The sequence below is a fragment of the Pseudonocardia oceani genome (genome assembly GCF_019263585.2).
GTDB lineage: Bacteria > Actinomycetota > Actinomycetes > Mycobacteriales > Pseudonocardiaceae > Pseudonocardia > Pseudonocardia oceani.
Map to the genome: position 1 here is coordinate 857408 of NZ_JADQDF010000001.1, position 12474 is coordinate 869881.

Annotated in this window: 14 protein-coding genes; 5 read left to right on the top strand and 9 right to left on the bottom strand. The window is 75.9% G+C overall.

Annotated elements, in window-relative coordinates; translation table 11 throughout:
- Window positions 1-5: 5 nt before the first annotated feature.
- Together I4I82_RS04250 and I4I82_RS04255 are read right to left on the bottom strand one after the other, a co-directional pair.
- On the bottom strand, window positions 6-2153 hold the full coding sequence (locus tag I4I82_RS04250; protein ID WP_218595241.1) for a putative cobaltochelatase: 2148 nt from the start codon (window positions 2151-2153) through the stop codon (window positions 6-8).
- Complete coding sequence (locus I4I82_RS04255; RefSeq protein WP_218595242.1) at window positions 2150-3655, bottom strand: cobyric acid synthase; 1506 nt, start codon at window positions 3653-3655, stop codon at window positions 2150-2152. The genes I4I82_RS04250 and I4I82_RS04255 overlap by 4 nt, the downstream gene beginning before the upstream one ends.
- Before the next feature lie 18 nt (window positions 3656-3673).
- On the opposite strand from I4I82_RS04255, the gene I4I82_RS04260 reads away from it, so the two are divergent.
- Window positions 3674-4474, top strand: a complete 801-nt coding sequence (locus tag I4I82_RS04260) for an SURF1 family cytochrome oxidase biogenesis protein (protein WP_218594538.1) — start codon at window positions 3674-3676, stop codon at window positions 4472-4474.
- Between the two features lie 27 nt (window positions 4475-4501).
- On the opposite strand, the gene I4I82_RS04265 is transcribed toward I4I82_RS04260, so the two are convergent.
- Window positions 4502-5422: a cobalamin biosynthesis protein gene (locus I4I82_RS04265; RefSeq protein WP_218595243.1), complete on the bottom strand. Its 921-nt coding sequence runs from the start codon at window positions 5420-5422 to the stop codon at window positions 4502-4504.
- 57 nt (window positions 5423-5479) lie between these two features.
- On the opposite strand from I4I82_RS04265, the gene I4I82_RS04270 reads away from it, so the two are divergent.
- Window positions 5480-6118, top strand: coding sequence for a flavin reductase family protein (locus I4I82_RS04270; RefSeq protein ID WP_218594636.1), 639 nt, complete (start codon window positions 5480-5482; stop codon window positions 6116-6118).
- Here I4I82_RS04270 and I4I82_RS04275 read toward each other — a convergent pair.
- Both I4I82_RS04275 and I4I82_RS04280 read right to left on the bottom strand, forming a co-directional pair.
- Window positions 6097-6321 (bottom strand): hypothetical protein, encoded by a 225-nt coding sequence (locus tag I4I82_RS04275; protein ID WP_218594637.1) that lies wholly within the window; start codon window positions 6319-6321, stop codon window positions 6097-6099. The two genes, I4I82_RS04270 and I4I82_RS04275, sit on opposite strands and share 22 nt — an antisense overlap.
- 125 nt (window positions 6322-6446) lie before the next feature.
- Entirely contained in the window at window positions 6447-8150 is a 1704-nt protein-coding gene (locus I4I82_RS04280; protein WP_218594638.1) for an AMP-binding protein, read from the bottom strand.
- A 141-nt stretch (window positions 8151-8291) separates the two neighbouring features.
- Between I4I82_RS04280 and I4I82_RS04285 the strand changes: the two genes are divergently transcribed.
- Both I4I82_RS04285 and I4I82_RS04290 read left to right on the top strand, forming a co-directional pair.
- Window positions 8292-8720: a hypothetical protein gene (locus tag I4I82_RS04285; RefSeq protein WP_218595244.1), complete on the top strand. Its 429-nt coding sequence runs from the start codon at window positions 8292-8294 to the stop codon at window positions 8718-8720.
- Between the two features lie 153 nt (window positions 8721-8873).
- A complete protein-coding gene (locus tag I4I82_RS04290) occupies window positions 8874-9287 on the top strand; it encodes an SsgA family sporulation/cell division regulator (RefSeq protein WP_172160312.1) in 414 nt (137 codons plus the stop codon).
- A 28-nt stretch (window positions 9288-9315) separates the two neighbouring features.
- Here I4I82_RS04290 and I4I82_RS04295 read toward each other — a convergent pair whose 3' ends face one another.
- Both I4I82_RS04295 and I4I82_RS04300 read right to left on the bottom strand, forming a co-directional pair.
- Window positions 9316-9702, bottom strand: coding sequence for a DUF5313 family protein (locus I4I82_RS04295; protein WP_225920503.1), 387 nt, complete (start codon window positions 9700-9702; stop codon window positions 9316-9318).
- A 62-nt stretch (window positions 9703-9764) separates the two neighbouring features.
- A complete protein-coding gene (locus tag I4I82_RS04300) occupies window positions 9765-10301 on the bottom strand; it encodes a DUF5709 domain-containing protein (protein WP_218595245.1) in 537 nt (178 codons plus the stop codon).
- Between the two features lie 84 nt (window positions 10302-10385).
- Here I4I82_RS04300 and I4I82_RS04305 point away from each other — a divergent pair, with 84 nt between their 5' ends.
- The gene (locus I4I82_RS04305; RefSeq protein ID WP_218591498.1) at window positions 10386-10952 is read left to right on the top strand and encodes a TetR/AcrR family transcriptional regulator; all 567 of its coding nucleotides are present in this window, start codon (window positions 10386-10388) and stop codon (window positions 10950-10952) included.
- Window positions 10953-11012: 60 nt separating this feature from the next.
- Here the strand turns inward: I4I82_RS04305 and I4I82_RS04310 are convergent, their stop codons facing one another.
- Together I4I82_RS04310 and I4I82_RS04315 are read right to left on the bottom strand one after the other, a co-directional pair.
- Window positions 11013-11795: a Rossmann-fold NAD(P)-binding domain-containing protein gene (locus tag I4I82_RS04310; RefSeq protein ID WP_308112764.1), complete on the bottom strand. Its 783-nt coding sequence runs from the start codon at window positions 11793-11795 to the stop codon at window positions 11013-11015.
- A 19-nt stretch (window positions 11796-11814) separates the two neighbouring features.
- Window positions 11815-12471 (bottom strand): DUF1990 family protein, encoded by a 657-nt coding sequence (locus I4I82_RS04315; protein ID WP_218591499.1) that lies wholly within the window; start codon window positions 12469-12471, stop codon window positions 11815-11817.
- Window positions 12472-12474: the final 3 nt, after the last annotated feature.

A 12474-nucleotide genomic window follows, 5' to 3' on the forward strand; every position in this document is an offset into this window, starting at 1 on the left:
GGCCGTCAGGCCGCCCGGGCGGCGCGGACGACGCCGGTGACGCCGTCGGCCGACAGCGCCCCGATGGTCACGATCTCCCCGCCCGCGGCCGCGGCGACGCGCGCGGCGAGGCCGAGGCGGACCGGTCCGGACTCGCAGTCCACGACCACCGTCGCGACGCCGTCGGCGGCGAGCAGGGCCGCGGCGCGGCACGCGTCGGCCACCGGGTCGCCCACCTGCGCGGCGCCCGGCCTGCCGACCGTCCGCCCGACCGTCGCCCGCCCGTCGGTGAGCAGGACGAGCAGGGCGCGGCGGTGGGGGTCGCGCAGCCGCTCGACGCGCAGGACCTCGCGGGCGCGGAGCAGGCCGTCGGCGAGCGGGGTGCGGCCCCCGGTGCGCATCGACGCCATGCGCGCCTGCGCCGCGGGCACGCTCGACGTCGGCGGCAACACGAGCTCGGCGCCACGGGCGCGGAACGTCACGAGGCCGACCTTGTCGCGGCGCTGGTAGGCGTCGCGCAGCAGCGACAGGACCGCACCGGACACCGCCGACATGCGGGCGCGGGCGGCCATCGAGCCCGAGGCGTCGACGGCGAACAGCACGAGGTTGCCCTCGCGGCCCTCGCGGACGGTGGCGCGCAGGTCGTCGTGGCGCAGGACCAGCGCGGGACCGCTGCGGCCGCGGGCCCGCTGGTGCGGGGCGGCGGCGGTGATCGAGGCGGCCAGGTGGACGTCGGCGGCGCGGCGCGGGACGTCGGCGGCGGCGCGGACCACCCGGCCCGCGTCGGTGCGGGCGCGGCTGCGGCGGCCGGGGGCGCCCTCGCCCAGGCCCGGCACCTCGAGGCGGCGGGCGCGGAAGGTGCCGGTGGGGGCGGGGGCCACGTCACCCTCCCCGTCTTGGCCGAACGGGCCGTTCGCGCGGTCGGGCTGGTCGGACGGCCCGTTCGCCCGGGGGTGGGAGGGAGGCTGCGCGCCGTCGGCGCTGCTGTCGGCGCTGCCGGAGGCCGGGGCGGGGGCCGCGTCCGCCTCCTCCCCCTCCTGGTCGAACGGGCCGTTCGCGTCATCGGGCCGGGTGGACGGGCCGTTCGCGGGGTCGGGGTCGGGGCTTCCGCCACCGCCGTCGCCACCGCCACCCGGGCCGTCGTCGTCGGGGCCCTCGTGCTCCGCCGCCTCGCGCAGCGCGTCGTCGAGGGCGCCGTCGTCCATGCCGGGCTCGTCGAAGGGGTCGCGGCGGCGGCGGTGCGGCAGCGCGAGCCGGGCGGCCACCCGCACGTCCTGCTCGGTGACGGCCCCCGCCCCCCGCCACGCCGCGTGCGCCACGGCGGCGCGGGCGATGACGAGGTCGGCGCGCATCCCGTCGACGTCGAACGCCGCGCAGACCGACGCGATCCGGCGCAGCTCCGCGTCGGGCAGGACGACCGCGCCGACGCGCCCGCGGGCGGCGGCGATCCGCTCGGCCGTCGCGCGCTCGTCGTCGGCGTAGCGGGCGGCGAAGGCGGACGGGTCGGCGTCGAAGCCCATCCGCCGGCGCACGACCTCGACGCGGGTGTCGACGTCGCGCGCGGCGCGCACCTCGACGGCGAGGCCGAAGCGGTCGAGCAGCTGCGGGCGCAGCTCCCCCTCCTCCGGGTTCATGGTGCCGACCAGCAGGAACCGCGCGGCGTGCGAGACCGACACCCCGTCGCGCTCGACGTGCGCGCGGCCCATGGCGGCGGCGTCGAGCAGGAGGTCGACGAGGTGGTCGTGGAGCAGGTTGACCTCGTCGACGTAGAGCACGCCGCGGTGGGCGTCGGCGAGCAGGCCGGGCTGGTACGCGCGGACGCCCTCGCTCAGCGCGCGCTCCAGGTCGAGCGAGCCCACGAGCCGGTCCTCGGTGGCGCCGACAGGCAGCTCCACCAGCCGCGCCGGGCGCGACTCCCCCACCGCGCCCGTGTGCGGACCGTCCGGGCAGCCGGGGTCGGGCGAGGCGGGGTCGCAGCCGAAGCGGCAGCCCGGGACCACCGTCAGCGCCGGGAGCAGCGCGGCCAGCGCGCGCACGGCCGTCGACTTGGCGGTGCCCTTCTCCCCGCGCACCAGCACGCCGCCGACGCCGGGGTGCACGGCGTTGAGCAGCAGGGCCAGGCGGAGGTCGTCGTGGCCGACGACGGCGGAGAACGGGAACTGCACGACAGTCACGAGGGGGACACTGCCAGACCGGTGGTCACGACCGGGAGGTCCCGCGCCGCTCCGTGACTGATCACATGTTCAAGTGAGCCGATGTCGAGGTGCTGCTCGACGAGGTCGCCGAGCAGATCGAGCTGGCGCTCGCGCTCGTCGGCGAAGCAGGTGCCGGACGCCACGACGAACCCCGGACGTCCGACGCGCTCGAGCAGCCGCCGCCGGAACCCGTCGTTCTCCAGCAGGCCGTGCCAGTGCGTGCCCCAGACGCGGTCGGTCTCGGAGCCCTCGTCGCCGACGAGCCCCGGGTCGCCCGAGCGGACCACGCGCCCGTGGTGGATCTCGTAGCCGCTCACGGGCTCGCCCCACGCCGTGCCGTGCGGGGTGGCGAGGTGCTTGTCGACGTCGAACACGATCTCCAGGTCGAGCAGGCCCAGGCCCTCCGCGCCGCCCGACTCGACCCCGTGCGGGTCGGCGATCGTCCGCCCCAGCATCTGGTAGCCGCCGCAGATCCCGAGCACCGGGCGCCCGGCGCGGGCGTGGGCGAGCACGGCGTCGGCGAGGCCGGTGCGGCGCAGCCAGGCGAGGTCGGCGACGGTGGCCTTCGAGCCGGGGAGCACGACGAGATCGGCGCCGGCCAGGCGCGAGGGCTCGGTGACGTACCGCACGGCGACGCCGGGCTCGCACGCCAGCGCCTCGGCGTCGGTGGCGTTGGAGATCCGCGGCAGCCGGACGACGGCCACGTTCAGCCACACGTCGCCGTGCGGCGGGGCGGGGCGGCCCAGGACGCCGTCGGAGACGACCGAGAGGGAGTCCTCGGCGTCGAGCCACAGCCCGTCGGCCCACGGGACGACCCCGAGCGTCGGGCGTCCGGTGAGCGCGCGGAGCTGGTCGAGGCCCGGGGCGAGCAGGCCGGGGTCGCCACGGAACTTGTTGATCACGAACCCGGCGATGCGGGCCTGGTCGGCGGGGTCGAGGACGGCGAGGGTGCCGAAGAGGTGGGCCAGCACGCCGCCGCGGTCGATGTCGCCGACGACGACCACCGGCAGGTCGGCGGCCTGCGCGAGCCCCATGTTGGCGATGTCGGAGGCGCGCAGGTTGATCTCCGCGGGCGAGCCGGCGCCCTCGCAGACCACCACGTCGTACTGGGCGCGCAGGCCCGCCAGGGTGTCGACGACGACGTCGAGCAGCGCCGACTTCCGCTCGTAGTAGGAGCGGGCGCTGACCGTGCCGTCGACGCGGCCGAGCACCACGACCTGCGAGCTGCGGTCGCTGCCCGGCTTGAGCAGCACCGGGTTGAACGCCGTGCTGGGGGCGAGGCCGCACGCGTGGGCCTGCATGGCCTGCGCGCGGCCGATCTCGCCGCCGTCGGGCGTCACGACCGAGTTGTTGCTCATGTTCTGCGCCTTGAACGGCGCCACCCGCACCCCCCGCCGGGCCAGCATCCGGCAGATGCCGGCGACGAGCGCGCTCTTGCCCGCGTCGGAGGTCGTCCCGGCCACCAGCAGTCCTCCGCGCACGCCGACTACCGTAAGGGCGTGCGGTTCCTCCTGCGTCCGGGCTGGCTCGCCCTCATCGCCGTGGTACTCGGCTTCGTGGTGGCCTGCTACACGCTGCTCGCGCCCTGGCAGTTCGGCCGCGAGGCCCAGCGGGAGGCGCAGCAGCAGGCGATCGACGCCGCGAACACCACCCCGCCGGTGCCGCTGGCGCAGCTGGTGGAGCCCGGTGCCGGGGTGACTCCGGACGTCGAGTGGCGCCAGGTCGAGGTCACCGGCACCTACCTGCCCGACGACCAGGGCCTCGTGCGCCTGCGGGTCGTCGCCGGGCGCCCGGCCGTCGAGGTGCTGACACCGTTCCGCACGTCCGACGGGCGGCTGCTGACCGTCGACCGCGGCACGGTCGAGACCTCCAGCGGCGCGGTCACGCCCGACGTCGCCGCCCCGCCCACGGGTGAGGTGACCCTCACCGGCCGCCTGCGCCTGGACCAGACCGATCCCGAGGGCCGCGTGCTCGACGAGGCCGGATTCCGGCAGCTCTACGTCGCCGACTCCCGCCTGCTCGCCTCGGCCACCGGACTCGCCCTGGAACCGGGCTGGCTGCAGCTCGCGGCCGACCAGCCCGGCGTCCTGAGCCCTCTGCCGGTGGCGCCGGTGGCGGGCGGCGCACCGTTCACGAACCTGTCCTACGCGCTGCAGTGGATCACCTTCGGGGTGATCGCCCTGCTGGCCCTGGGCTACTTCATCCGCCTCGAACTGCTGCAGCGGCGGGGCCGGCCCGACCGCTCGGCCCTGCGCCGGGCGCTGTCGGGCGAGGACGACGAGGTGCCCCTCCCCCGCTGACCCGGCCCCGAGTTCGACTGCGCCGGGTCAGCGGGCGGCCAGCACCGCCAGCACCGCCGCCCCCGCACCCACCAGCCGGGAGAGGCGGGCGGCGCGGTGGAGGTCGGCCGGGGCGGGGGCGGGGCCGTCCCCCAGGCGCGGGCGCTCCTCGACCCCGTGGGCGTACACCGTCCGCCCCCCGAGCCCCACGCCCAGCGCCCCGGCGGCGGCCGCCTCCACCGGACCGGCGTTCGGGGAGGGGTGGGCGCCCGCGTCCCGGCGCCACGCGGCGAACGCGGCCGCCGGGGAGCCGCCGACGGCCGGGGCCAGCGCCACGCACAGCGCCGCGCAGAGCCGGGCCGGCAGGAGGTTGGCGACGTCGTCGAGGCGGGCCGAGGCCCAGCCGAACCTCTCGTACCGGGGCGACCGGTAGCCCACCATCGCGTCGAGCGTGTTCACCGCCCGGTACCCCAGCAGCCCCGGCACCCCGGCCACCGCGCCCCAGAAGAGCGGAGCCACCACGGCGTCGGAGGTGTTCTCCGCCAGCGACTCCACGCCCGCCCGCGCCATCCCCGCCGCGTCCAGCGACGCCGGGTCGCGCCCGCACAGCGACGGCAGCCGCCGCCGCGCCGCCGCCAGGTCGTCCTCGGCGAGTTCACCCGCGAGCCCCGCCCCGTGCGCCGCCAGCGAGGAGCCGCCGAGCACCGTCCACGTCGCCAGCGCGGTGAGCGCGACGCCGAGCACCGGGTGCCGCCGCCCCGCCCGCTCCGCGACGACCCCGAGTCCCACGGCGCCGCCGACGAGCACCGCCGTGTGCCCGACGCCCGACGCCCGCCGGTCGGCGTACGTCCGCCGCTCCACCGCCGCCGCGACCACGCCGAAGCCGGCGACCGGGTGGAGGTGGCGGGGGTCGCCGAGCAGGGCGTCGGCCAGCGCCCCGAGGAGCAGCCCGGCTGCGCGCGTTCTCACGCCCGCGAACCTACGTCGGAACGGGCGCGACGATCACCCGCGGGGCAGGATCGGGCCATGCGCACCGATCTCGACCCGGCCGGCCTCGGCGTCCGCGGCTTCTACCGCCTGCTCACCTCCGTGGTCGTGCCCCGCCCGATCGCCTGGGTCAGCACGCGCTCGGCCACGGGCGTCGACAACCTCGCCCCGCACTCGTTCTTCACCGTCTCCTGCGTCGACCCGCCGATGGTCCAGTTCACCAGCGTCGGGGTGAAGGACTCGCTGACCAACGCGCGCGAGACCGGCGAGTTCGTCGTCTGCCTGGCGACGGAGCCGTTGTTCGAGCAGGTCAACGCGACGGGCACCGACTTCCCGGCCGGCGTCAGCGAGTTCGCCCGGGTGGGGCTGACGGCCGAGCCGAGCGAGCTGGTGGCGCCGCCGCGGGTCGCCGAGTCACCGGTGGCGCTGGAGTGCCGCCTCGAGCAGGCGCTGACGCTGGGCGACTCGACGGTCGTGATCGGGCGCGTCGTGCACGCCTCGGTCCGCACCGACGTGTTCGACGGCGACCCCCACGACGGCGGCCTGCCCACCATCGCCGGGCTCGCCCCGCTGGCCCGCCTCGGGCGCGACGAGTGGTCGACCGTCGGCGAGCTGCGCGAGATCACGCGCATCCCCTTCCGGGACTGGCCCGGGCACTACTCCGCGCCGACCGCCTGACCGAGCTGCAGGTCGTAGAGCCGCTCCGCCTCGGCGGCGACGCGGTGCAGGTTGCAGGGCCACTTCGCGCCCGACCCGCTGGAGTGCCGGCACGACGTGCAGCGCCCCAGCCGGTCGGGCACGTGGGCGGCGAGCAGCCGTCGCCACACCTGCGGCATCGCGGCCATCTCGCCGGCCAGGCCGGACTTCTGCGTGGCGTCCACGGGTCCCCCTCGTCGCGTCCGGGAGCCGGACGCCCGCGGCATTTCGCGCCGCGCCCGGTCCCGGTCCAATGGAGTCGTACCCATTCTGGCGGGACCGACGCGCCACGGCCTCCCAAGATCACGTACTAGAGGGTGAACTCTCCGGGCGGGGTGGCGCCGTCCTGGGCGTGCAGCTCGCCCTCGCGGCCCCGCAGCTCCACGCGGCGGATCTTGCCCGAGATCGTCTTGGGCAGGTCGAAGAACTCCAGGCGCCGGATCCGCTTGTAGGGGGCGAGGTTGTCGCGGGCGAACTGCAGGATCGAGCGCGCCGTCTCCTCGGAGGGCTCGTAGCCCGCGGCCAGCACGACGTAGGCCTTCGGGACGGCGAGCCGCACGGAGTCGGGCGACGGCACGATCGCCGCCTCCGCCACCGCCGGGTGCTCGATGAGCACGCTCTCCAGCTCGAAGGGCGAGATCCGGTAGTCCGAGGCCTTGAACACGTCGTCGGCGCGCCCGACGTAGGTGATGTAGCCGTCCTCGTCGCGCGAGCCGACGTCACCGGTGTGGTAGACGCCACCGGCCATCGCCTCGGCGTTGCGCTCGGGGTCGCCGTGGTAGCCGACCATGAGGCCCAGCGGGCGCTGGTCGAGGTCGATGCAGATCTCGCCCTCGGTGACGCCCTTCTCGCCGGTGGCCGGGTCGACCAGGACGATCGGGTAGCCCGGGATCGGGCGGCCCATCGAGCCCGGCTTGACGGTCTGGCCGGGCGGGTTGCCGATCTGCACGGTCGACTCGGTCTGCCCGAAGCCGTCACGGATCCGGACGCCCCACGCCTTCTCGATCTGCTCGATGACCTCGGGGTTGAGCGGCTCCCCCGCGCCGACGACCTTCTGCGGCGGCGTCTTCAGGCCCGAGAGGTCGGCCTGGATGAGCATGCGCCACACCGTCGGCGGGGCGCAGAAGCTGTCGACGCCGCAGCGGTCGAGCACCGCCAGCACCGACGCCGCGTCGAACTTCGCGTAGTTCATGACGAGCACGCACGACTCGGCGATCCACGGCGCGAAGACGTTGCTCCACGCGTGCTTGGCCCAGCCGGGCGAGGAGATGTTGAGGTGGACGTCGCCGGGCTCGAGACCGATCCAGTACATCGTGGACAGGTGCCCGACGGGGTAGCTGGCGTGGGTGTGCTCGACGAGCTTGGGCTTCGCCGTGGTGCCGGAGGTGAAGTACAGCAGCAGCGTGTCCGAGCCCCTGGTCACGCCGTCGGGCGTGAACTCCGCGGGGGCGTCGTCGGCGTCGGCGTAGTCGAGCCAGCCCTCGGGGGCGCCGCGGACGGCGATCTTCGTGTACTCGCCCTCGACGTCGTCGAACTTGCCCGCGTCGGTGCCGCCGACCACGACGTGCCTCGCGCCACCGCGGTCCAGGCGGTCGCGCAGGTCGGACGCCGTGAGCAGCGTCGTCGCCGGGATGACGACCGCGCCGAGCTTCATCGCGGCGAGCATCGTCTCCCACAGCTCGACCTGGTTGCCGAGCATGAGGATGATCCGGTCGCCGCGTGCGACGCCTAGCCCGCGCAGCCAGTTGGCGACCCGGTTGGAGCGCTCGGACAGTTCCCGATAAGTCCAGTGCGCCTCGGACCCGTCGCCCTCGACGATCCACAGCGCCCGCTTCGCGCCGCGCTCGGCGTCGGCCGCGACCGCGTCGATGTGGTCGAGCGCGAAGTTGAACTCGTCGATCTCGGGCCAGGCGAAGTCGCGCAGCGCCGTGTCGTAGTCGAGGCGGTGCTCCTGCAGGAACGCCCGCGCCGCGTAGAAGGCCTCCGCCGATGGGTTCTGGACCGACCCCGTCATCTGTCTCCACCTCGTATGTCGCCGCTCGTGCTCCCGGCGAACCCTAGTGATCCGCCCCGGCACCCGCTGCCCCCTCCTCCCACCCCGACGCGCCGCCCGCCGTGGCGGCCCGGGGCGGCGCGGCCCGGATAGCGTCCGCCGATGACCCTGCGCCGCCTCCTGGTGACGACCGCGACCGCCTGCGTCCTGCTGGCCGGCTGCGGCTCCCCCACCGGCTCCCCCACCGCCGCCGTCGACCCGGCCCCGCCGGCCCCGAGCGGCCCCGCCTCCGCCGGACCGGCGGTCCCGCCGGCCGTCGCCGTTCCCTGGCCCGCCCGCAGCGCCGCGGAGTCGGTCGGCCTGCAGGAGAGCGTCGACGACGGGGCGCAGCCCTGGCTGCTCGACCCCGCCGAGCTGGCCCGCTCCTACGTCGCCGCGGCCTACGGCTGGGACGACGCGACGGTGACGGCCGGGGAGGGCACCATCGACGTGACCGGCCCGGACGGGACCCGCCGCGTGCTGACCGTGGCCCAGCCCGGCCGCGCCGGCGAGGGCGGCATCTGGGTCGTCACCGCTGACGAAGCCGCCTGACCGTCCGGACGGGGGGCCGGGTCGTGACCGACCGCGACGACCTCACTTGTTCGGGTGAACAGCGGCCCGAAGTGATGCGCCGGCGGCACCTGCGGCGATTCTCCTCATGACACCGTCGCAGCAGCGGCGGGCACCCGAACCACAGGGGCGATCATGGACACCGTCGACACGGTCTCGCAGGACATGTTCACCGTTCTCCACGGCCAGCCGGCGCCCGTCGTGACGCGCTGGAGCTACTCCGCGACCGACCCCTTCGCCGTCATCCTCGCCGTCCGGACCAGGGCGGACCGCTGGGTCGAGTGGCTGGTCGCCCGCGACCTGGTCCGCGAGGCGCTCGACGAGGCCGCCGGCGAGGGCGACATCCGCATGAGCCCGCAGGTCGTCCAGGGCTACGACATCGTCGAGATCGAGATCCGCTCCACCGACGGCCGCGCCGTCCTCGAGGTCGACCGCGACCTGCTGCGCCACTTCGTCGAGACCACCGCCGAGCTGGTTGCGTTCGGTGACGAGGGCGGCCGGATGGACCTGGACGTGGAGATCGCCAAGCTCACCGCGGGCGCCGAGTAGTAACCCGCACCCGCCGCAGCAGCCGGCATCAGCGGTACCGCTCCTCGTACCGCCGCGCCGCCGCCTCCCGTTGGGGGGCCGTGCGCCTCTCCCGGACCGCCTCGGCCTGGCCCCGCGCCCAGCCGGCCTTGACCGACCGGTGCTCGGTCGTCAGGTGGACGAACGAGGCCGCGTAGATCATCCCCACCGCCGCCCCGCCGAGCACGGCCACCAGCCGGACCCACAGCTCCCCGGGCACCAGCAGCACCAGCAGCACCCCGATCGGCACCAGCTGCACGATCGAGCGCAGCATCTGCCGCAGCGCCCACGTCCTCGTCGTGACGTCGTGCAGCACCCAGTCGCGGTAGCGCTCCGGGAGTCCCCCGCCCATGGCGTACCAGAGCCACCACAGCGGACCCGGCCGGTGCATCGTCATCCCCCCGCTGTCGTCATGTCACCACTGTCCCCGCGGACCGCGCGCCTGTCACGGCGACCTGCTCACAGGCCCGGCACGGGCCCCGCGTCCGTGCGTCCCGACGCCCCGGCGGCGGCGCCGTCGACCGCCTGGTCGAGGGTGTCGGCGAGGTCCCGGCCCGCGTCCCAGCGGGCGGTCGCGTCGTCGGAGCCGTCGATCTCGGCCTCCACCTCGGGGTCGAGGAGCTCCGGGTCGGCGGCGACGGACGGCTCGCCGTCGACGCGCGTGTCGACGTCGACGTCGTGCACGGCCGCCTCCTCCGCGGACGCGGCACCGCCGTCGATGCCCACGTCGACGGCGTCCATGTCGTCGGCGTCGTCGTTGGTCAGCCGCCCGGCGCGGTCGGCCTGCGCGTCGACGACCTCCTCGGGGAGCTCCGCGGCGATCCGGTCGTCCATGGTCTCGGTGCGGTCGTCGTCGAGGGCGTAGGGGCGGTCCGGGGGCACGTACCCGGCGTCGAGCGGGTCCTCCCCGGGCGGGCCCTCCATCGTCTCGCTGTTCTCGAGCTGCACCGACGCTCCCAGGTCGGGGGCGTCGGACTGGTCGTCGTAGTCGGGCATGCCGGGGCGTACCCCGCGGCGCCGCCCACCACACGCGTGCCCGATGTGGTCTGATCGCCCGATCCCGCCGGAGAGGAAGCGACGATGACCACCGTCCCGCGCCCCCGCGACTCGGCCGCCACCCGCGGTGCCCTGCTGGCCGCCGCGCGCACCCTGTTCGCCGAGCACGGGTACGAGCGGACGACGGTGCGCGGCGTCGCCGAGCGCGCCGGCGTCAACCAGGCGCTGCTGTTCCGCTACTTCGGCAACAAGGAGTCGCTGTTCGCCGAGGCGGTCACCGCGCAGGCGCTCGCGCCGCTGTCCGACGGCCCGCCGGAGACACTGCTGGAGCGCCTGGTCACCGCCGTGTTCGCCGACGCTCCCGACGGTGCGATGTTCCACGCCGTCCTGCGCTCGGGCGGCACGCCGGCCGAGACGGTGCGCACCGAGCTCGGCGCGGCCTACCGCGCGGCGTTCGCGGCGCAGGCCCGCACCGACGACCCCGCCGAGGCCGACCTGCGCGCCACCCTGCTGCTCGCGTGGCTGCTCGGGCTCGGCCAGGTCCGCGCCGAGATCGGCGCGGGCGGCGACCGGCAGGCCGTCGCCCACGTCCTGCGCGCGGCCCGGGTCCTGCTCGACGGACCCACCCCCGATGCTCAGCGTTTTCAGTAAGCGACCGCTTACTCCTCGGGGACGTGATGACCACCATCCGCGGGCCCGAGGAGCTGCTGCTCAGCTGGTGAGGGACTCCGCGCGGGCCCATAGCTCCGCGCGGTCGGCCGCGATCTCCCGCGTCCAGGGCACGTAGTGCTCCGGGCGCGGGCGGCGGTCGTGCCAGAACCGCCCCGTCCCGGCGACGTCGGCGGGCGCGGCCGCGAGCCACACCGCGGTGTCGGCGCCCTGCTCGGCGGTGCGCAGCAGCGGCCCGAGCAGCCGCCCGAACCCGGGCAGCGAGCTCGCCGGGCCCGGGGTGTCGGCCCAGCCCGGGTGCACGGCGTGGGCGTCGACGCGGCCGCGCAGCTCGTGCGCCCACAGCCCGGACAGCACGACCTGCATCCGCTTCGTGCGGGCGTAGGCGGTGGTCCCGTCGTAGGGATCGGGCTCGTCGAACCGCAGGCGCTGGGCGTACATCCCGCCCGAGGCGACCCACAGGACCCGCCCGCCGCGCTCGCCGAGCGGCCCGGCGAGCAGCCGGGTGAGCAGGTGCGGGCCGAGCACGTGCGTGGCCGGTGTCAGCTCGTGGTCCTGCGCGGTGGTCCGGCGCCCGGGCGGCAGCAGCCCGGCGTCGCGCACGACGAGGTGGACCGCCGCCCCGAGCCGCGCCGGACCGGCGACGGTGGCGAGCCCGAGGCCCCCTCCCCCACCGGTGACCAGTGCGGTCCGCCCGGCGAGCGCGCCCGGCCCCGGGTCGGCCTGCGCTCCGGACCACCCCGCGGACCGGGCGAGGTAGCCGAGGCGGGAGTAGCCGGGGGCCACCGTCCGGTCCAGGACGATGTCGAGCGCGGAGATCAGCACCGCCCCGGGTGAGAACCGGTCAGACGCCGGGGCCCGGGTGCGCCGCGACGTCCTCCTCGACGACGCGGGTGAGGATCGTGATGCCGTCGCGCACGGTGCCGCCCACCATGTCGGCGACGGCGCTGCAGGTGCGCGTCCACACCGTCAGCTGGATCTCCTTGGCCAGCGGCAGCCGGTTGTAGAGCAGGTGCGACGCGCGGTCGCCGGCCCGGGCCCAGGACTCGATGACGAAGCGCAGCGCGCCGCCGGGCAGCGGCTCGCAGCGGAACTCGATCTGCCCCGCCTCCAGGTGCCCCCACAGCGTGGCCAGGCGGAACGAGCGCGGCGTCACGTCGATCACGCGGACCGGACCGTTCCACGGCGCCGGGATGCGGACGATGTACTCGTCGCCCAGGCACAGCGGCCCGTCGGAGCCGTCGCGACGCTCGAAGACCGCGGCGTCGGGCACCACGCAGTTCGGGTTGCGGCGCAGCTCGGTCGTCACCGAATCCGCAGTGCGCTCCGCGCCGTCGACCTCGATGGAGTAGCTGCGGTGCATCAGCGGGCCGACGCCGTCGGAGACGAACTGGATGCGGTCGTCGCGTTGGGCGTGCGGGACCGGGTCGGGCAGGTCGCCCGCATCGCCCCCGATCTGGGTGCGGTGCAGGACGGGGCCGCCGGGCAGACGGTGGCGCATCGC

Excerpts from the sequence above, each read along its gene's own strand:
- I4I82_RS04270 (WP_218594636.1), top strand. The coding sequence starts at position 5,480 with ATGCGCACCGATCTCGACCCGGCCGGCCTCGGCGTCCGCGGCTTCTAC.
- I4I82_RS04280 (WP_218594638.1), bottom strand. The coding sequence starts at position 8,150 with ATGACGGGGTCGGTCCAGAACCCATCGGCGGAGGCCTTCTACGCGGCG.
- I4I82_RS04285 (WP_218595244.1), top strand. The coding sequence starts at position 8,292 with ATGACCCTGCGCCGCCTCCTGGTGACGACCGCGACCGCCTGCGTCCTG.
- I4I82_RS04290 (WP_172160312.1), top strand. The coding sequence starts at position 8,874 with ATGGACACCGTCGACACGGTCTCGCAGGACATGTTCACCGTTCTCCAC.
- I4I82_RS04295 (WP_225920503.1), bottom strand. The coding sequence starts at position 9,702 with ATGACGATGCACCGGCCGGGTCCGCTGTGGTGGCTCTGGTACGCCATG.
- I4I82_RS04300 (WP_218595245.1), bottom strand. The coding sequence starts at position 10,301 with ATGCCCGACTACGACGACCAGTCCGACGCCCCCGACCTGGGAGCGTCG.
- I4I82_RS04305 (WP_218591498.1), top strand. The coding sequence starts at position 10,386 with ATGACCACCGTCCCGCGCCCCCGCGACTCGGCCGCCACCCGCGGTGCC.
- I4I82_RS04315 (WP_218591499.1), bottom strand. The coding sequence starts at position 12,471 with ATGCGCCACCGTCTGCCCGGCGGCCCCGTCCTGCACCGCACCCAGATC.